The 17,835-nt window shown below is 61.7% G+C and carries 17 protein-coding genes; 6 read left to right on the top strand and 11 right to left on the bottom strand.

Annotated elements, in window-relative coordinates:
- Window positions 1-166: 166 nt before the first annotated feature.
- A complete protein-coding gene (locus tag O4H62_RS18360) occupies window positions 167-595 on the top strand; it encodes a nucleoside deaminase (RefSeq protein WP_430538468.1) in 429 nt (142 codons plus the stop codon).
- 16 nt (window positions 596-611) lie between these two features.
- Here the strand turns inward: O4H62_RS18360 and O4H62_RS18355 are convergent, their stop codons facing one another.
- From O4H62_RS18355 to O4H62_RS18330, 6 genes are all read right to left on the bottom strand, one after another.
- Window positions 612-1,193, bottom strand: a complete 582-nt coding sequence (locus tag O4H62_RS18355) for a hypothetical protein (protein WP_269390051.1) — start codon at window positions 1,191-1,193, stop codon at window positions 612-614.
- A gap of 258 nt (window positions 1,194-1,451) precedes the next feature.
- Window positions 1,452-4,439, bottom strand: a complete 2,988-nt coding sequence (gene ileS, locus O4H62_RS18350) for an isoleucine--tRNA ligase (RefSeq protein ID WP_269390050.1) — start codon at window positions 4,437-4,439, stop codon at window positions 1,452-1,454.
- Between the two features lie 255 nt (window positions 4,440-4,694).
- Entirely contained in the window at window positions 4,695-5,447 is a 753-nt protein-coding gene (locus tag O4H62_RS18345) for an SDR family NAD(P)-dependent oxidoreductase (protein WP_269390048.1), read from the bottom strand.
- The gene (locus O4H62_RS18340) at window positions 5,444-6,163 is read right to left on the bottom strand and encodes an SDR family NAD(P)-dependent oxidoreductase (RefSeq protein WP_269390047.1); all 720 of its coding nucleotides are present in this window, start codon (window positions 6,161-6,163) and stop codon (window positions 5,444-5,446) included. The genes O4H62_RS18345 and O4H62_RS18340 overlap by 4 nt, the downstream gene beginning before the upstream one ends.
- A complete protein-coding gene (locus O4H62_RS18335) occupies window positions 6,160-7,149 on the bottom strand; it encodes a bifunctional riboflavin kinase/FAD synthetase (RefSeq protein WP_269390045.1) in 990 nt (329 codons plus the stop codon). The genes O4H62_RS18340 and O4H62_RS18335 overlap by 4 nt, the downstream gene beginning before the upstream one ends.
- Before the next feature lie 22 nt (window positions 7,150-7,171).
- Window positions 7,172-8,020 (bottom strand): TIGR01459 family HAD-type hydrolase, encoded by an 849-nt coding sequence (locus O4H62_RS18330; RefSeq protein ID WP_269390044.1) that lies wholly within the window; start codon window positions 8,018-8,020, stop codon window positions 7,172-7,174.
- Between the two features lie 247 nt (window positions 8,021-8,267).
- Here O4H62_RS18330 and groES point away from each other — a divergent pair, with 247 nt between their 5' ends.
- The 4 genes from groES to O4H62_RS18310 all read left to right on the top strand — a co-directional run bounded on the left by groES (window position 8,268) and on the right by O4H62_RS18310 (window position 11,659).
- Entirely contained in the window at window positions 8,268-8,564 is a 297-nt protein-coding gene (gene groES, locus O4H62_RS18325; RefSeq protein WP_269390042.1) for a co-chaperone GroES, read from the top strand.
- 70 nt (window positions 8,565-8,634) lie between these two features.
- On the top strand, window positions 8,635-10,281 hold the full coding sequence (groL, locus tag O4H62_RS18320) for a chaperonin GroEL (protein WP_269390041.1): 1,647 nt from the start codon (window positions 8,635-8,637) through the stop codon (window positions 10,279-10,281).
- A gap of 347 nt (window positions 10,282-10,628) precedes the next feature.
- Window positions 10,629-11,147 (top strand): hypothetical protein, encoded by a 519-nt coding sequence (locus O4H62_RS18315; protein WP_269390040.1) that lies wholly within the window; start codon window positions 10,629-10,631, stop codon window positions 11,145-11,147.
- Between the two features lie 128 nt (window positions 11,148-11,275).
- Window positions 11,276-11,659 carry a DoxX family protein gene (locus O4H62_RS18310; protein WP_269390038.1) on the top strand — a complete coding sequence of 128 codons (384 nt, stop codon included), beginning with the start codon at window positions 11,276-11,278 and terminating at the stop codon, window positions 11,657-11,659.
- A gap of 114 nt (window positions 11,660-11,773) precedes the next feature.
- Here the strand turns inward: O4H62_RS18310 and O4H62_RS18305 are convergent, their stop codons facing one another.
- The 5 genes from O4H62_RS18305 to O4H62_RS18285 all read right to left on the bottom strand — a co-directional run bounded on the left by O4H62_RS18305 (window position 11,774) and on the right by O4H62_RS18285 (window position 16,539).
- A complete protein-coding gene (locus O4H62_RS18305; protein ID WP_269390037.1) occupies window positions 11,774-12,073 on the bottom strand; it encodes a hypothetical protein in 300 nt (99 codons plus the stop codon).
- A 405-nt stretch (window positions 12,074-12,478) separates the two neighbouring features.
- The gene (gene hisG, locus O4H62_RS18300; protein WP_269390036.1) at window positions 12,479-13,174 is read right to left on the bottom strand and encodes an ATP phosphoribosyltransferase; all 696 of its coding nucleotides are present in this window, start codon (window positions 13,172-13,174) and stop codon (window positions 12,479-12,481) included.
- Window positions 13,171-14,292, bottom strand: coding sequence for an ATP phosphoribosyltransferase regulatory subunit (locus tag O4H62_RS18295; protein ID WP_269390035.1), 1,122 nt, complete (start codon window positions 14,290-14,292; stop codon window positions 13,171-13,173). Before O4H62_RS18295 ends, hisG begins: the two co-directional genes overlap by 4 nt.
- A 6-nt stretch (window positions 14,293-14,298) precedes the next feature.
- Window positions 14,299-15,939: a histidine--tRNA ligase gene (gene hisS, locus O4H62_RS18290; protein ID WP_269390034.1), complete on the bottom strand. Its 1,641-nt coding sequence runs from the start codon at window positions 15,937-15,939 to the stop codon at window positions 14,299-14,301.
- 144 nt (window positions 15,940-16,083) lie between these two features.
- Complete coding sequence (locus O4H62_RS18285) at window positions 16,084-16,539, bottom strand: BA14K family protein (RefSeq protein ID WP_269390033.1); 456 nt, start codon at window positions 16,537-16,539, stop codon at window positions 16,084-16,086.
- A gap of 426 nt (window positions 16,540-16,965) precedes the next feature.
- Between O4H62_RS18285 and O4H62_RS18280 the strand changes: the two genes are divergently transcribed.
- Window positions 16,966-17,835: a DMT family transporter gene (locus O4H62_RS18280; RefSeq protein WP_269390032.1), complete on the top strand. Its 870-nt coding sequence runs from the start codon at window positions 16,966-16,968 to the stop codon at window positions 17,833-17,835.

Below are 17,835 nucleotides of genomic sequence, written 5' to 3'. Positions count from 1 at the left end.
GGCACTGTAACATGTTTGGTTTGGCGATACGTCGTTCGACAGATCGGTTCTGTTGTCATGGGGTATGGCCGCCTAGATCGCTGTCTAGCAGGTTGGACGTGCCGGGTTAAGGGGTTTCATGCATGGTCTCGTCGCGGCGGAACTTTCGATGATCAGCAATGGATATATGGATCTGGCGCTTGAAGAAGCGCGGGCAGCGGCAGAGCGTGGCGAGGTTCCGGTCGGCGCAGTGATCGTGCGCGACGGCGTTGTGCTGGCGCGCGCCGGCAACCGCACGCGCGAATTCAACGACGTCACGGCGCACGCCGAAATCCTTGCAATCAGAGAGGCGGCAACCAAGCTGGGAAGCGAACGTCTGACCGATGCCGATCTCTACGTCACGCTGGAACCCTGCACCATGTGCGCGGCCGCGATCTCGTTTGCCAGGTTGAGACGGGTCTATTTCGGAGCAGAAGATGAAAAAGGCGGGGCAGTGACGAGCGGCGTGCGGTTTTTCAACCAGCCCACGTGCCACCACACGCCGGAGATCTATCCTGACATCGCTTCGGACGACGCCATGCAACTGCTGAAAGGCTTTTTCCGGGATCGCCGCTGAAAAGGTTATTGGCAGCTTACCAGGGCCACCATTTCCGCTTGCCGGTTCCGGCCTTCTCTGCCTCTTCCTTCCAACGCTTCTCCTTCGCGCGCTCGGATTCACCGAGTTCGCCTATCGGGGCGGTCTCTGCCGGCTGGCGATAGGCCAGGGGCGGATCGGACAGGAACCGGCGACGATCTGAATAGGCGCCCGACTGGATTTTCCGCGCTTGCTGATAAGCTTGGCGCTGCTGCACCGCATCGTTGATAGATGGCGCAGCTTCGGCCGCACGGCCAAACAACCGGGGCCCTGTCTTGCGTTTTGCGACTTCCGGCCTAGCCAAGGGGGATGTGTAGGCCGTATTGCCGGAATTGGCATCGGCCTCGGCCAACAGGCGTTGGCGGGTCTGCTCGGGTGATTCCACCCATGCCGGGTTGTTTTCGGCGACGTTCTGCTGCGGCGCCGGAAGATCCGCGGTCTCTACCGGCTTAACAATTGCAGGGCGTGGCTTGTACTCAATGTCCGCCCCTTTTCTCGGGGACCCGATCGACGCGATGCTGCCGATATCATCCATCAGCTGCGCGGTAGATGTCTTGTCGGTGCCATAGGTCGGCCCCATGCAGCCTGAAAGCGCAAGGCTTGCGGCAATGAGTGCGCCTATTGTCACGCCGGCGCGATACTCGGTCTTCATTGTCATGCACAGGATCCCGTCTCAGACAGTCGCTTGGTATTGGTACTGATTGTCGCCGCACAATCCGGCCATTTTCAGGCAGGGTTTTACCGGATTGGGACAACAAGGGCAATTGACCCCGGGAAAAATGCCCCCGAACCGGCTTTGAAGCCGCCGGATCCCGGACAACCGGGGTCCGGCGGAATATCACAACCGTCCCAGCGCCTTGAGCTCGCGCAGGGCGGCGGCGTCGCGGGCTGAAACATCAGGAAACTCCGGGTCGGAGCCGACGTCGTCGGTGATCCGCCAGGAACGGGCGCATTTCGTCCCCTCGGCGAGGGCGGGAATAACCGCAACCGCGCCGACCTCATCGATGCGGAACGCGTCATCGGGCCCCTCGCCGGTCTCGACGCGGACGCCGGACGTGATGCAGATTTCCGCAAAGTCGCTGTCGCCGACCGCTTCAACCAGCGCCGGGTCGGTGATGTAGACCACGGGTGCCGCTTCCAGCGACGAACCGATGCGTTTTTCACGGCGCTCGATTTCCAGGGCGCCGGTAACGACTCGGCGTACGGTGCGGATCTTCTTCCACTTGGCGGCAAGGGCCTCATCGCGCCAGGCTCCGGGAACCTCGGGGAACTGTTCCAGGTGCACGGATTCGGCGTCCGGCCTGTGAGAGAGCCAGGCTTCTTCCATGGTGAAGGGCAGCATCGGCGCAAGCCAAGTCACCAGGCAATCGAAGATCTTCCGGATGACCTGCAGCGAAGCCCTGCGGCGCAGGCTCGACGGCGCATCGCAATAGAGCGCATCCTTGCGGACATCGAAATAGAAGGCGGAGAGCTCGATATTGGCAAAATCGGTCAGCGCCCGCGAGATGCGCTTGAAATCGAAATTGTCATAGCCGGTGCGGACCAGCTGATCGAGCTCGGAGAGCCGGTGCAGCATCAGCCGCTCGAGTTCGGGCATGTCTGCCGGCGAGATGGCTTCACCGCCATCATGCGCGAGCGTGCCGAGCATCCAGCGGATGGTGTTGCGCAGCTTGCGATAGGCATCGATGTTGGTCTTGATCACCGTCTTGCCGAGGCGCTGATCTTCCCAGTAGTCGGTGTTCATCACCCACAGGCGCAGAATGTCGGCGCCGGACTCCTTCATGATGTCCTGTGGGAAGACCTGATTGTTCAAAGACTTCGACATCTTGCGGCCGTCCTCGGCCATGGTGAAGCCATGGGTGATGACTGCGTCGTAAGGCGCACGGCCGCGGGTGGCGCAGCTTTCGAGGAGCGAGGAATGGAACCAGCCGCGGTGCTGGTCCGAGCCTTCGAGGTAGACGTCGGCCGGCCATTTCAGATCGGGACGGTCTTCCAGCGTGAAGACATGGGTGCAGCCCGAGTCGAACCAGACATCGAGAATGTCGGTGACCTGGATCCATTTCGGATCGCTGGCGTGGTTTCCGAGGAAGCGCTCGCGGGCGCCTTCTGCGAACCAGGCGTCGGCGCCCTCGGCCTCGAAGGCTTCGAGAATACGGGCGTTGACGGCCTCGTCCAGAAGTACATTGCCATCGGCATCGGCGAAGACGCAGATCGGCACGCCCCAGGCGCGCTGGCGCGAGAGCACCCAGTCGGGACGATCCTCGATCATGCCGCGCAGGCGGTTCTGGCCCGAGGCGGGGACGAAGCGGGTCTCATCGATGCCCTTGAGCGCGCGGGTGCGCAGCGTGGTGCCGTCGCCGAAATCCTTGTCCATATGAACAAACCATTGCGGCGTGTTGCGGAAGATGATCGGCTTCTTCGAGCGCCATGAATGCGGGTAGTCGTGCTTGAGGCGGCCGCGGGAGAACAGGTTGCCGGCCTCGATCAGCGCGGTGATGACGGCTTGGTTGGCGTCGCCCTTCTTGCCCTTGTCATCGATGACCCGCGCCGGTCCGCCTTCGCGATCCGGCCCGAGGCCCGGCGCATCCTTGGTGTAGTAGCCGGCATCGTCGACGGTGAAGGGGATCGCAGCCGAGATACCGCGCGCTTCGAGATCGCGGGCCGCGTCCATCCATGCCTCGAAGTCTTCGCGGCCATGGCCGGGCGCGGTGTGCACGAAGCCGGTACCGGCATCGTCGGTGACATGATCGCCGGCGATCAGCGGCACAGCGAAATCATAGCCGCCACCGAGGCCCTTGAGCGGATGGTCGCAGACCATGCCTTCAAGGTCTGACGGCTTGACATCGGAAAGCCGCTTGAACTGAAGCTTCGCCTTGGTGAAGCACTCTTCGGCAAGGGCATCGGCGAAGATCAGCTTCTCGCCGGGTTGCGGACCGAAGTCGTTTTCCGCCGCCGTGACCTGGTAGAGACCATAGGCGATGCGATCCGAAAACGAGACGGCGCGGTTGCCGGGGATGGTCCAGGGCGTGGTGGTCCAGATGACGACCGAGGCACCATTTAGCTCCCACTCTGATTGTGTTCTGCCGGACTCGAAGTGTCCTGCCTCATCCCTTCCAACCATTGCTGATTTCGGGACCACCGGAAACTTCACCCAGATCGTGTCGCTCTCATAGGGCTGATACTCGACCTCGGCTTCGGCGAGCGCGGTGCGTTCGACCACCGACCACATGATCGGCTTGGAGCCGCGGTAGAGCTGGCCGGATTTGGCGATCTTCAACAATTCGCCGGCAATGCGGGCTTCGGAATGGAAATCCATGGTCTTGTAGGGCTTGTCGAAATCGCCCTCGATGCCCAGACGCTTGAACTCGTCCGACTGAACAGACACCCAGTGCTCGGCATAGGCGCGGCATTCCTTGCGGAATTCGAGCATCGCCGCCGATTCCTTGAGGTTGGGTTTTTCCTTGCCCTTCGAACGGTAGTTCTCCTCCTCGATCTTCCACTCAATCGGCAGGCCGTGGCAATCCCAGCCCGGCACGTAGTTGGAATCGAAACCGCGCATCTGGAACGAGCGGGTGATCACGTCTTTCAGGATCTTGTTGAGCGCATGGCCGATGTGGATGTTGCCGTTGGCATAGGGCGGGCCGTCGTGCAGCACATATTTCGGGCGTCCGGCGGAGGTGGTGCGCAGCCTGTCGTAAAGCCGCATCTGCTGCCAGCGGGCAACCAGTTCGGGTTCCTTCTGCGGCAGGCCGCCGCGCATCGGAAATTCGGTTTCCGGCAGATAGAGCGTCTTGGAATAGTCGAGCGTGTCGTTGGTATCGGTCATGGTGTCGCAATCTTCTGGGCCGATGGCCCGTGGTAGACAGTGTATCGGAGAATTCGAAAGCGGGCGCTGCGGGCGCGCCAGATTGCCCGGTCTCCTGCGAGCTCAGCTCAGCGGGAAACCGGGACCATAATTCGTATCGGCGGAGCGCCTATGATCTTGACAGCCGTGGTCATGGGTCGGGTTCATAATCGTTTTTGGTGCGCGTGAAAAGAAGATTGCGCAATGCAATGCCTTCACGTTCCAAAACTCCTGCCGCTATGACTTGAGCCGATCATATAAAAGCCTGCGCATCATGGCTGTCACCGGTTTCGGGAACATTCTGCCAACAACAGCAAAGGCACGATTGCCAGCGCCGGGAATCGAAGTCTTCTTCCCCGCCAGCGCATCGGTAAGTATGAGGCTTGCCGCCCGATCCGGATCCATCCGCTTGCTGCCATCGGCGCCCTCGGGGGAGTACCGCTCGGCATGGTCTGTCTTTAGCGGACCGGGGAAGGCGACGGTCAGGCTCACGCCCCTGGATGCCGCATATTTGCGCATGCTCCTGGCGTAGATCGCCAGCGCATCCTTGGAGGCCGCATAGCTGGCCGCGCCCGGATAACCGGTGAAATGCGAAAGAGAAGCGACAAAGACCATTGCCGCCCCTGCCCTGCAGGCTTTCGCCTCAAAAAGCGCCGCGGCAATGACCATCGGCGCCTCGGTGTTGACGCGGAGCACCTCGACATGGGTCCGCGGATCCAGAGCCTCGAATTTGCCGGTGGCGTTGATGCCCGCGTTGAGGAACACCAGGTCATAGGGGCCGCCGGACACCAGATCGGGCAGGACGCCGTCCAGTTCAGTCCGGCTCGCGAGATCGCAGCGAATGAAGTCAACAGATGTCTTGCCGGTCCATGGGCGATCCCGATCGAGCACAACGACCTCGTAGCCATTGGCCAGCAGCCAATCCACCAATGCAGCTCCCAGGCCGGCGCTGCCGCCGGTGACAAGAGCCCGTCTGGGGCCGGACTTCACAGGCGCCTCCCGGTAAAGGCGCCGCCGTTGAGATATCTCACCCATGACAAGGTTGCCGGCGAACGGCGTGAGGCGATGGCCGACGCCATCATGGCGGCGATATCGTCCGGCGCCAGAAACAGCGCCCGCATGCGGCCGGGATCATACCCGGCCTTTTCATGGATATCGGTTTTCGCCGGCCCCGGATGAAGCACCTGGACCGCGACCTGGCCCTTCCATTCGGACCGCAAGGCACGGGCAAAGCCGTGCAACCCGGCTTTTGATGCGGCATAGGCGGGGATCGTCGCCGATCCCTTGTGCGCCACCGAGCCGATGAGCGTCAGTGTTCCGCTGGACTTCTTCAGAAGCGGAAACAGCGCCCGGGCCTGCAGGATGGCGGCGAGCAGATTCACATCGAGGGTCTGGCGGATCGCCTCCGCGCTGTCGACGCCGTCAACGGCGGCAATGCCGATGCCGGCATTGAGCACCGCGTTGTCGAGACCGTCCCAGCCGAAATCGCGAATACCGCGGACGAGCGCCAGGGCCGATTTTTCGGGGTCGCTCTGATCGGCGACGACATAGCCGGCACCGGGCGGCAACGTGCCCGCAACCTCGTTTTGGGATTTCCGTCCGCTCAATAGAAGCGAGTGGCGCCGCGCAAGCTTTTTCGCGAGTGCCAGACCGAGACCGGCGTTTCCGCCGGTGATCAGGATACGGCGCGACCTGGCACCGATCATCCAGCGGCCTCGAAGGTCATGGCAACATCCAGCGGCGACAGCGGCTGCAACGAACCAAGCACCGCGCGCGCTTCGGCCTCATCGATCTTCATCTGCGCCACCAATGGGTCAAGACCATCGAATTTTTCCTCGCCGCGCAATCTCGAGACGAACGAAACCGTGCAGGTCTCACCATAGAGATCGCCGGCAAAATCGAACAGGAACGTTTCGAGCAGCAAGGCCGCGCCGTCTTCGGCAACCGTCGGCCTGCGGCCAAAGCTCGCCACGCCATCATGAATTGTTCCGTCAGCGCGGCGGAAGCGAACGGCATAGATGCCGGGTTCAAGCCCCGTTTCCGGAGGCAGCGCCATGTTGGCCGTCGGGTAGCCGAGTGTGCGTCCGAGTTTCTGGCCGTGCAGAACCTCGGCAGAGACAGCATAGCGATAGCCGAGCAATCCGTTGGCCAGCGCCACATCGCCAGCCGCCAGCGCCTCGCGGATACGGCTCGAGGAGACCACTTCAGCGCTCTCGTCCTGGAACTGCTCCACCAGGGTGACCCCGAAACCGTGCCTTACACCGGCCTTCATCAGGTAGTCCGGATTGCCCTCTCGGCCCTTGCCGAAGTGAAAGTCGTAGCCGGTGACGACATGATGCACGCCAAGCCGTCCGCATAGGATCCCGGTGACGAAATCCTCGGCGCTCTGAGACGAAAACGCCTGATCGAAGGATTGCTCGACGATGGCGTCAAAGCCAAGTTGCCCCAGGATCATCGCCTTCATCGGCGCAGGCGTCAGGCGGAAGACCGGCTGATCGGGACGGAAGACCGTGCGCGGATGGGGTTCGAAGCTCAGCACGATCGAGGGGACGCCTGCAGCCCGCGATATCTCGGTGGCGCGCGCCAGCACGGCCTGATGACCGCGGTGAACGCCGTCAAAATTGCCAATCGCCACGACGCCGCCCCTCAGTTCGGCTGCGAACGTCTCGGCACCGTGAAATCGACGCGCCATTTCTGTCCCTGTTCCGCTTTCTTCAGGCAAGCCATTCCATCCAGTAGGCTGGAGCCACGCCTTCGGCATCGAGAAAGGCCTGCAGCCGTGCCTCGTCGGTCGCCCGACCATTGAGATAGTGGTTGGCGTGTATTCCCCGCGCAATGAAGACGGCTTCAAATCCATTGTCCAGGGCACCGCGGATATCGGTGTGCACGCCATCGCCGATCGCCAACGCCCGCGCCTGATCGGCGCTGCCGCGGATGGCACGGGCGCGCGCCATCGCCTCGCGATAGATCGGCGCATGCGGCTTGCCGGCAATTCGTGTCTCGCCGCCAAGCTCGACATAGAGATCCGCCAGGGCTCCCGCGCAAGGCACCAACCGGTCGCCGCGCTCGACCATGCGGTCGGGATTGGCGCATATGAACGGCAGGTCGCGCGCCCTGAAGCTCTCCAGCATGCTGCGGTAATCCTCGGCCTGCTCGGTCTCGTCGTCGAAAAGGCCCGTGCACAAGACCGCCTGTGCGGCGTCGGGCTCGACGAGTTCGACGTCGAGGCCCTCGACAAGTGCGCTGTCGCGTTCTGGCCCGAGGAAATAGATCCTCTTCGGCCCTTCCTTGACCAGTTGCCGGGTCACGTCGCCCGACGTGACGATGTCATCCCAGCTTTCTGGATCGACGCCGATGGTCTCGAACTGGCGGATAACGCCCGCGGCCGGCCGCGGGGAATTGGTGATCAGAACAACGGTCTGCCCGCGTTGCCGCGCCGCCTTCAAGGCTTCAACAGACAATTGAAAGGGGTTGACGCCATTGTGGATGACACCCCATACATCGCACAACAAGATGTCGGCGCTGCCGGTCAGTTGATCAAGATCGGTTATCCTGCGGGCCATGGGCGAACGGTTCCTTTCGGCCCAACGATGTCGCCCAGCTTGTCATTGATTACAAGTCCCCGCCGGAAAAATGGCAACCGGGCGCAAAAACATCCAGCCGGAATGGTCTCCAATATCTTGACTCTTGCTCCCCGCCTCCTTATCTCGGCTTCGTTAGCACTCCACCAGTGTGAGTGCTAACATCAGCTCCATGAGGCCCATTCGGGGTGCTCAGCCGCTTCTGTCATTCGATCAAGGAATTTAGACAATGGCAAAAACCAAGTTCCGTCCGCTCCACGACCGCGTTGTCGTTCGTCGTGTTGAGTCCGAAGAGAAAACCAAAGGCGGGATCATCATTCCGGACACCGCCAAGGAAAAGCCTCAGGAAGGCGAAATCATCGCCGTGGGTTCCGGCATCCGCGACGAAGCCGGCAAGCTTGTGCCGCTCGACGTCAAGGCTGGCGACCGCGTGCTGTTCGGCAAATGGTCCGGCACCGAAATCAAGCTTGATGGCGAAGACCTTCTGATCATGAAGGAAAGCGACATCATGGGCGTCCTCGGCTAAGCCGAAACTCTGCCCGAACAAATCCAATCTGCCTCAACACGATGGGCCTCAGGCCCGGGAGTTAAGTGAAATGGCTGCTAAAGAAGTTAAATTCGGTCGTACTGCCCGCGAGAAAATGCTCCGCGGCGTCGACATCCTCGCCGATGCGGTGAAGGTGACGCTGGGCCCGAAGGGCCGTAACGTCATCATCGACAAGTCCTTCGGCGCTCCGCGCATCACCAAGGACGGCGTCACCGTCGCCAAGGAAATCGAACTGGAAGACAAGTTCGAAAACATGGGCGCCCAGATGGTGCGCGAAGTCGCATCGAAGACCAACGACATCGCCGGTGACGGCACCACCACGGCAACCGTGCTGGCCCAGGCCATCGTCCGCGAAGGCGGCAAGGCTGTTGCTGCCGGCATGAACCCGATGGATCTGAAGCGCGGCATCGACCTGGCCGTGACCGAAGTCATCGCCAGCCTCCAGAAGAAGGCCAAGAAGATCAAGACCTCGGCTGAAGTCGAACAGGTCGGCACGATCTCGGCCAACGGCGAAACGCAGATCGGCAAGGACATTGCCGAAGCCATGCAGAAGGTCGGCAACGAGGGTGTCATCACCGTCGAGGAAGCCAAGACCGCCGAAAGCGAACTCGAAGTCGTCGAAGGCATGCAGTTCGACCGCGGCTACCTGTCGCCTTACTTCGTGACCAACCCCGACAAGATGGTTGCCGAACTCGACGACGTCTACATCCTTCTCCATGAGAAGAAGCTTTCGAACCTTCAGGCCATGCTGCCTGTGCTCGAAGCCGTGGTGCAGACCTCCAAGCCGCTCCTCATCATCTCGGAAGACGTTGAAGGCGAAGCTCTTGCCACCCTCGTGGTCAACAAGCTGCGCGGCGGCCTGAAGATCGCTGCCGTCAAGGCTCCCGGCTTCGGCGATCGCCGCAAGGCAATGCTCGAAGACATCGCCATCCTGACCGGTGGCCAGGTGATTTCCGAAGACATCGGCATCAAGCTTGAAAACGTGACCCTCGAAATGCTGGGCCGCGCCAAGAAGGTTTCGATCACCAAGGAAACCACCACCATCGTCGATGGCGCTGGCAAGAAGAAGGAAATCGAAGGCCGGATCACACAGATCAAGGCTCAGATCGAAGAAACTTCTTCCGACTACGATCGCGAAAAGCTGCAGGAACGCCTGGCCAAGCTCGCTGGTGGCGTCGCCATCATCCGCGTTGGCGGTGCAACTGAAACGGAAGTCAAGGAACGCAAGGACCGCGTCGACGACGCGCTCAACGCAACCCGCGCTGCCGTCCAGGAAGGCATCGTTGCAGGCGGCGGCACCGCGCTGCTGCGGGCTTCGGGCGCCATCACCGTCAAGGGTGTGAACGCCGACCAGGAAGCCGGCATCAACATCATCCGTCGCGCCCTGCAGGCTCCGTGCCGCCAGATCGCGACAAACGCCGGTGATGAAGCCTCGATCGTCGTGGGCAAGATCCTCGACCAGAAGAGCGACACCTACGGCTACAATGCCCAGACCGGTGAATATGGCGACATGATCACCATGGGCATCGTCGACCCGGTCAAGGTTGTCCGCACTGCGCTTCAGGATGCGGCCTCGATTGCCGGCCTGCTGATCACCACCGAAGCGATGATTGCAGAACTTCCCAAGAAGGAAGGTGCTGCCGGCGGCGGCATGCCCGACATGGGCGGAATGGGCGGAATGGGCGGCATGATGTAATAAGGCTTTAGCCTTGTTACAGCCGGTCAACGCACATCGCGTGACTTAAGAAAAGGGCGGTCTCCGGACCGCCCTTTTTTGCGGCTTCGGGCCGCCGGGCCGGCAGAGGCCAGATTTCAATCTTGCTATTGTTGCAAAATATGTCATTCGTACCCTAGTATCGCTTCGAAACTTAACTGATAATCAACCATTCAATTGGTCTATCGGGTATGGCGTTTTGATTGCAGAATGGTCTACCCTGAACTTTCATCAACCCCGGCCGGTGGCGAAGACTGATCAGCGGATGCTTCCGCACCAAAGAAGTGCCCGGATCAGAGACTGCTTCAATACACCGAAACGGGGCCTGCGTGATCCTTGACCCGGACGATCGGGGGAAGGTACATGCAGGAAACAGTCAGGCACTGCCGAGGTCTACATTGTTCAAAATTGTTAGGGCAGACGGTATTTCGGGATTCGGCGCTCAGACGCATGGCTTTGACGCGCCTGATCTCGACGTCATCTCTCATTTCTGTCGTATCGAGGCATTTGAAGCCGATCTGGCGACAGGCGCCTTTCAACTCGGACCTGCGGCACGATACCATCACCAGCTTCCGGAACAGGGCGAGTTCGGGCTTTACAATCTGGTCAAGTGTTACGACGAAGAATATCGCAATCATGTGCTGGAGCTTTACGAGCTGGCGGCAATGCGGCCCTCCTCATTCTGCTTCTCCACCACCATCATTCATGAAGACGGCAGCCAGGTGCCGGTGATGTGCATCGGTGAATCGTCGAACTTCTCCGATGAGGGTGACGGCGCCATCAATGGCGTGTTTGTTTTTCCAAAGTTCAAGCTTCTCAACCAGACCCCTTCGAGTACGCAACAATAGCTCCCCGGGCCAGTTTCGGCACGTCTGCATAGTTGTGTATTTGTGAACGATATGTTCATACTCGTTCATCTTTTCGCGCTGCACAATTACCTATAGGTCTCTTTCCAGTTTCAAAACAGGAGAAACCTATGTCAATCAATCTTCAGCTTCTCATCGGCCGCGTGCTCATGAGCATCATCTTCATCATGGCCGGTATCAGCAAGCTGGGCGGTGTCGACGGCACCGCAGGTTACATGGCCAGCATGGGCATTCCGCTGCCTGGCCTCACCGTCTGGCTGGTGATCGCACTTGAGATCCTCGGCGGCCTCGCGATCCTGCTCGGCTTCTTCACCCGTTACGCCGCCTGGGCACTGGCAGCCTTCTGCGTGGCGTCGGGCTATCTCGCCCACTTCCAGCCTGAAGACCAGATGCAGATGATCAACTTCATGAAGAACCTGGCTATCGCCGGTGGTTTCCTGGTTCTGGCCGCAACAGGCCCGGGCAGCCTTTCGGTAGGCGCTCGCCGCGCCTGACACGACGCGCATTGGACAAACCGCACCTGTTGGACCCGGCGCTTTCAGCGCCGGGGTTTCCTTGCGCTCAGCTTGTCCAGCGCCCCGGTTGAAAGGCGACTGTGACAGGCCGGATCAGGCTGACAATCTGCCCGGGGCACGCGCCACCAGCTTGACGATGATCCAGACCGACGCGATCGCAAAAACCACGATCACCGCCAGTTCGATGGAGCGCGAGGCAAAATAGCTCTCCCCGCCCAGCACCATCATCATCAGGCCGACGGCAAGACCGGTCGAAATGAAAACCGCCAGCATCGCCGGCAGAATTTCACCGCGCAAGATCCGCGCTGCTGGATTGACCGCGGCAATCCGGGCCAGGATGGCAAGCAGAAGCATTGACGAGAGGAAGACAACCGATCCGAAGGTGAATTCCATGATAAACCCCACAATCCAAAATCATCCCGATGCCCAGGACGAGGCTGAACCGGTGGAGAACCGGCTTTGTGGTTGGCGGAGCCATTCCGCCCGGGTCCGGTCGAACCGGAGCCGAGGGGCGCGAAGGACGCGTGCAGGCCGGGTCTTTCCCGGGTTTAAGAACATTGCCTCAACGCGGCGGGAACGCAAGTGGGTCGCGGAGCAAGCCGAAAATATTTCCTGAGCCGCCGAGCCGGGCGGTGATCCGGACGGACGGCCCGCGCGTAAAGACCAATACGTCGCAGGAATGTCGCCCCGATCTGACGCCCTGCGACAGACTTGGCAGACAGGGTTCCCGATCCTCTGTCGCCGCGGCCGCCTCCTCGCGAGGCGGCCTTTCTTTTTTATGAAGGCAATTCAGCCGGATCAGCCTGCGGATCGCACAGCCTCGATCAGGGCGGCAACGCGCGGATCATCATCATGGCCGGGCTTGCGCGCCCGCACCAGGCACGCCTCGGATCTCAGAATGACGCCATCCGACAGGATTCGCAGATGATTGGCTTTCAGCGTCGACCCAGTCGTGGTGATGTCGACGATGATATCGGCAGCACCCGAGGCCGGTGCGCCTTCGGTGGCGCCGAGGCTTTCGACGATCCGGTAAAGCTGGATGCCGTGGCGGGTCGAGAAGAAACTCTGCGTCAGCCGCCAGTACTTGGTGGCGATCGCCAGACGGCGTCCATGGCGCGAGCGGAAGTCCGCGGCCACGTCGCCGAGATCGGCCATGCTATCGACATCCTTCCAGATATCGGGCACGGCGACCACCACATCGGCATTGCCGAAGCCGAGCCGGGCGGTGATTTCCACCCGCTCATCGGCGCGGGCCAGGCTTTCACGCACCAGGTCCTCGCCGGTGACGCCGAAATCGACCGCGCCGGCGCCGACCTCGCGGGCAATCTCGGAGGCCGAGAGGAACGCCACCTCGACATCGTCGATCCCGTCAATCCGGCCACGATAGCTGCGATCATTGCCGATTGCCGACACGGTCAATCCGGCACGGGCGAACACGGCAATGGCGTCGTCCTTCATGCGGCCCTTGGATGGCAGCGCAACGGTCAATGTCATTTGCCGGCCCTCACGCTTTCAATCCGGTCGAGCCAGAGCGAAAATCCCACGGCGGGGATCGGCTCTTGCGCCCCAAGCAGTTCCATCAGCCGGTCATAGCGTCCGCCGCCGGCGAGAACCAGATTGTGGGCGCCTGCGGAAATCTCGAACACAAGACCAGTGTAGTAGTCCAGCGGACGACCAAAGGCGGCGCGCCAGCGGATCGAGGACAGATCCTCGCCGCGCTCGGACAGCGCGTCGAGACGGGCCTCGAAGGCCTGCTGCGCCAGGCTGATGTCGAGACCGGCGTGCCGCGCGAAATCCGAAAGTGCCGGCGCAGCGCGATCAAACGCCACGTCAAGCGCCAGAAATGCCTTGAGCGCATCGAGCGCGCCGGGAGACAGCCGCGTGGCGTCGAGCGCCTGCTTGCCGATCAGCCGGGCGGCAATCTCGGCGGGCGAGCGGCTGGCATGGGTGGAGTAGCCGGTTTCCTGCATCACCTGTTCGATATGCGCCTCAAGCCCAGCAACGTCGCCGCGCGCCAGGAAGCCTGCCACTGAGGCATCGGGCTGGGCCGACGCGTCGGGATTGGCCAGGCGGGCGATCATCGCATCCAGCGCCGGCCCATTGCCGAAGGCGTGGATCAGCCGCTTCTGCCAGCCTGCGGGAAGGCCGAGACCGGCGACCACCGCCTCGAACACCGACTGGTCGCCGAGAATGATCTTGAGATCCGCTCCGGGGGTAAGTTGCGCGATCAGCGACCGGGCTTCGGAAACCGCGCGGGCATCGGCGCGGGCTTCATCGGGTTCGCCGAGATCCTCGACCCCGGCCTGGTAGAATTCGTTGCCGCCTTCGCGGCGCTGGCGGAAAACCTGGCCGAGATAGGAGTAGCGGCGCGGGGTGGCGACGTTTTCTGCAATATGGGCGCGGCACACCGGGATGGTGAATTCCGGCCTCAGGCAGAGGCTTTCGCCGGTTTCGCTCTCGGTCAAAAAAATGCGGCGGCGCAGATCCTCGCCAGCCATGTCGAGAAACGGCTCGGCCGGCTGGATCACCGGAATGTCGACGCGCGGCGCTTCAAGCGCATCGAGCGCGCGAGCAAGGTCGGCGGCAAAATCTGGAAGTCCGGCCTCAGGCATGATCTCTCAGCCCTGCCCGTTTGAAGCATCGAGCGCAGCATCGGAGGCCTGCTCGGCAAGGACGCGCTTGACGGTGATGACCAGATCGGCCTCGTCGACCAGATGCTCGCCGGCCTTGGCTTCGCGCCATTCGGCATTGTCGGTGATGGTCTCGGCGATGCGCTTGCCCTCGATCAGGTCCTTGACGATGAGCTTGCCGGCCTCTTTCTCGTTGCCGCCCTGAATGATGGCGATGGGCGAGCCGCGACGGTCGGCGTAGCGGAGCTGCTTGGGGAAATCCTTCGGATTGCCCTGGAACAGCTCGACCGGGATGGTCGGGCCGAGCGGCTGACCGTCTCCATCCAGCGGGTTGAGAGCGGTCCGAAGCTCCTGCGCCATTCGGGCGTAATCGCCGATGCGGTCGCGATCCATGATGGTCACCAGGATCGGGCCGGAAGCCGCCTCGCCGGAGAGCTTGCCGAGGTTCTTGAGCGCCGTCATCAGCCGCGAGACGCCGATGGAGAAACCGGTTGCCGGCACCGGCTGGCCCATGAAGCGCGAGACCAGGCCATCATAGCGGCCGCCGCCGCCAACCGAACCGAACTGGACCTTCTGGCCCTTCTCGTTGGTGACATCGAACAGGAGTTCGGCTTCGAAGACCGGGCCGGTGTAATATTCGAGGCCGCGGACGACGGAGGGGTCGACGGAAACGCGACCGTCATCATAACCCGCAGCACTGACCAGTTCAGCAATTGCTCTTAATTCTTCAACACCGTCACCGCCGCTGCTTTTTGGAGCAACATACTTGGATAGCTCCTCAATAGCGGCGGAAACCAGCTTCGGATTGCCTGAATAACCTGAGTTCTTTGAGTATGCTTTTGCGAGCTTGGATATTTCCAATGCTTCTGTGATAAAACCAATCATGCGATCTGCCGCGAAATCGCTCAACCCAGCGCCTGCTGCAAAGTCCCCCTCGCCTTCCTTGCCGCCGTCCCAACGTCCCGGACCGAGCAGCAACTTGACACCCTCGATGCCGAATTTATCCAGCTTGTCGATGGCGCGGAGCACGGTGAGGCGGCGCGCCGCATTCTCGTCACCGCCGAGGCCGATGGCCTCCATCACGCCGTCGAGCACCTTGCGGTTGTTGACGCGGATGACGTAGTCGCCGCGCTTGATGCCGAGCGCTTCCATGGTGTCGGCCATCATCATGCACATTTCGGCATCCGCCTGGACGCCGGGCGCGCCGACGATGTCGGCGTCGAACTGCATGAACTGGCGGAAGCGGCCGGGGCCGGGCTTTTCGTTGCGGAACACCCAGCCGGCGCGATAGGTGCGGTAGGGCAGCTGGATGTCGTTGAAATTCTCTGCGACGTGGCGGGCCAGCGGCGCGGTCAGGTCATAGCGCAGCGACAGCCATTGATCGTCATCATCCTGGAACGAGAACACGCCTTCGTTGGGCCGGTCCTGGTCGGGCAGGAACTTTCCCAGCGCATCGGTGTATTCCACAAAAGGGGTCTCAACGGGTTCGAAACCGAAGCGCTCGTAGACCAGCCTGATCTTGCCCATCATCTGGTCGGTGGCGCGGATATCGGCCGAGGACCGGTCGGGAAAACCGCGCGCCAGACGGGCTTTCAGTTTCTGGGGCTTCTTTTGCTTCTTGTCGGACATGGAAAAGGGCCTGCGGCAGGAGAAACGTTTTGTTGCGCTTCTCCTAACCGACAGGCCCTTTTGCTGCAAGGCTTGGCTGGTAGCGTGCGGGGCGAGGACCGGTCAATCCATGCCCTCACCCGTGCTCACATTTTACGTCAGGCCTCAATAGTAAGGCGAGCGGCATTCGCGGCGCGGCCCGTGATAGGGCTGGAACGTGTTGCTCCGCTGATCGTAGGATCGATACTTGTTGTGGCACCAGCGGACATGCTGCGGGTTGGTGTAGCCCGGACGGACTCCGACACTGCCGCGGTTGTTGCCGCCGATGATCACGCCGAAGGAAAAGGCTGACGGCGGAAACCAGTAGCCATTGTAATGGCGATAGCCGTGGCGCTTGTGGCGATAGCCGCGATGGCCGTTGTAGTATCCGCGGTGGTTGTGGCGGTAGAAACCGCGCCTGTTATCACGGCGCCCGTCGCGGTACTGAACCTCGACCAGACCGGAATTGCTTGTCATCTCGACGGCCGGTTTCTGCACCATCATCGGCGCAGCGCTTGCGGGGGCGAGCGCCGCCAGGCAGAACGAGGCCGTCACGATGGATTTCATCAAATTGCTAAACATTCCATACTCCTCATGCAGGATCACAAATTGGCCCTTCACGTTGTCAACGCGGTGACCGGGTGATGGTTCCTTCGGCAGTTGGCGATTCGCATCACTGCGAAGTGCCATGGCCCCGGGGGCAAGCCGGACTATTACAAACCGGCGCGAAATCGATCCGTCTCCCGGAGCCTCGATATGCCCTTCCCTTTTTGGTTCAGGTCACATCGGGGATCACCATAGCGCTGCCGGTTTGAACTCCCGCTGAACCTTCCATTCATCCGGCATTCAGAAAAGACCCGGTTTGGCATGGCAAGACCTTCCTGTCGAAATCAACGGGCCTGTCGAAATCATCGGGCCTGTGGAAATCACCGGGCCGGATCGACAGGCAACGGCAATCGGGCAATAGGTGTTCTTTGCCTTCCCTCTTCTCGCGAAAGCAGACCGTCCTTGCCACTGCTTCTACTCACCAGCCTGACCATGATCGCCTTCGCGGCCAATTCGGTTCTCGGGCGCATGGCGATCGGTTCGGGCGAGGCGGCGCTGATCGATCCGGCGAGCTATTCGGCGGTTCGGCTGGCGAGCGGAGCCGTCATGCTGGCGCTTCTGGTTGCTGTCACCGGCACCGGGGCAAGCCGCTCGCCGCGCCTGCAGTCAGGCTCCTGGGCTTCGGCATTGGCGTTGTTTGCCTATGCGGTGGCATTTTCCTACGCCTATGTGGCGCTCGACACCGGGGTTGGCGCGCTGATCCTGTTTGCCTGCGTTCAGGCGACGATGATCGGCCGGGCCCTGATGGAAGGCGACCGGCCTTCACGGCTGGAGTGGCTGGGACTGCTGACAGCCTTCGGCGCCTTCGTCTGGCTGGTGTCGCCTGGCCTGTCGGCGCCCGATCCGCTGGCGGCGGCCCTGATGGCTCTGTCGGGGATTGCCTGGGGCGTCTATTCGCTCAGAGGGCGCGGGCTGCCGGATCCGCTGAAGGCGACGGCCGACAATTTCATGCGCTCGGTCGCCTTCATCATTCCGCTCTTTGGCGCCGTGCTTTTGGCGCGACTGCCGGTTCATGCCAGCGCGATTGGCGTGGTGCTGGCGCTTGTCTCCGGCGCGGTTACCTCGGGCCTGGGCTACGCGCTGTGGTACCGGGTGCTCCGTCAGATCGGCGCAACGCAGGGCGCGATCGTGCAACTGACGGTGCCGGTGATCGCGGCGGCCGGCGGCTCCCTGCTGCTTGGCGAAGGATGGACGCTGCGGCTTGTGGTCTCGTCCGTCCTCATTCTCGGCGGTGTCGCATTGGCAATCATCGCAAAGCAAAAGCGGGTGTGA

The sequence above is a fragment of the Parahoeflea alexandrii genome (genome assembly GCF_027214025.1).
Taxonomy (GTDB): Bacteria; Pseudomonadota; Alphaproteobacteria; order Rhizobiales; family Rhizobiaceae; genus Hoeflea; species Hoeflea alexandrii_A.
The sequence above is the reverse complement of the archived record's forward strand: the minus strand, read 5'-3'. Positions and strand labels throughout refer to the sequence as shown.

Coding starts and splice junctions, on each gene's coding strand:
- groL (WP_269390041.1), top strand. CDS start 8,635: ATGGCTGCTAAAGAAGTTAAATTCGGTCGTACTGCCCGCGAGAAAATG.
- O4H62_RS18355 (WP_269390051.1), bottom strand. CDS start 1,193: ATGGGGCCGACCTATGGCACCGACAAGACATCTACCGCGCAGCTGATG.
- O4H62_RS18360 (WP_430538468.1), top strand. CDS start 167: ATGGATCTGGCGCTTGAAGAAGCGCGGGCAGCGGCAGAGCGTGGCGAG.
- O4H62_RS18340 (WP_269390047.1), bottom strand. CDS start 6,163: ATGATCGGTGCCAGGTCGCGCCGTATCCTGATCACCGGCGGAAACGCC.
- ileS (WP_269390050.1), bottom strand. CDS start 4,439: ATGACCGATACCAACGACACGCTCGACTATTCCAAGACGCTCTATCTG.
- hisG (WP_269390036.1), bottom strand. CDS start 13,174: ATGACATTGACCGTTGCGCTGCCATCCAAGGGCCGCATGAAGGACGAC.
- O4H62_RS18330 (WP_269390044.1), bottom strand. CDS start 8,020: ATGGCCCGCAGGATAACCGATCTTGATCAACTGACCGGCAGCGCCGAC.
- groES (WP_269390042.1), top strand. CDS start 8,268: ATGGCAAAAACCAAGTTCCGTCCGCTCCACGACCGCGTTGTCGTTCGT.
- O4H62_RS18285 (WP_269390033.1), bottom strand. CDS start 16,539: ATGTTTAGCAATTTGATGAAATCCATCGTGACGGCCTCGTTCTGCCTG.
- O4H62_RS18305 (WP_269390037.1), bottom strand. CDS start 12,073: ATGGAATTCACCTTCGGATCGGTTGTCTTCCTCTCGTCAATGCTTCTG.
- O4H62_RS18295 (WP_269390035.1), bottom strand. CDS start 14,292: ATGCCTGAGGCCGGACTTCCAGATTTTGCCGCCGACCTTGCTCGCGCG.
- O4H62_RS18310 (WP_269390038.1), top strand. CDS start 11,276: ATGTCAATCAATCTTCAGCTTCTCATCGGCCGCGTGCTCATGAGCATC.
- hisS (WP_269390034.1), bottom strand. CDS start 15,939: ATGTCCGACAAGAAGCAAAAGAAGCCCCAGAAACTGAAAGCCCGTCTG.
- O4H62_RS18335 (WP_269390045.1), bottom strand. CDS start 7,149: ATGGCGCGTCGATTTCACGGTGCCGAGACGTTCGCAGCCGAACTGAGG.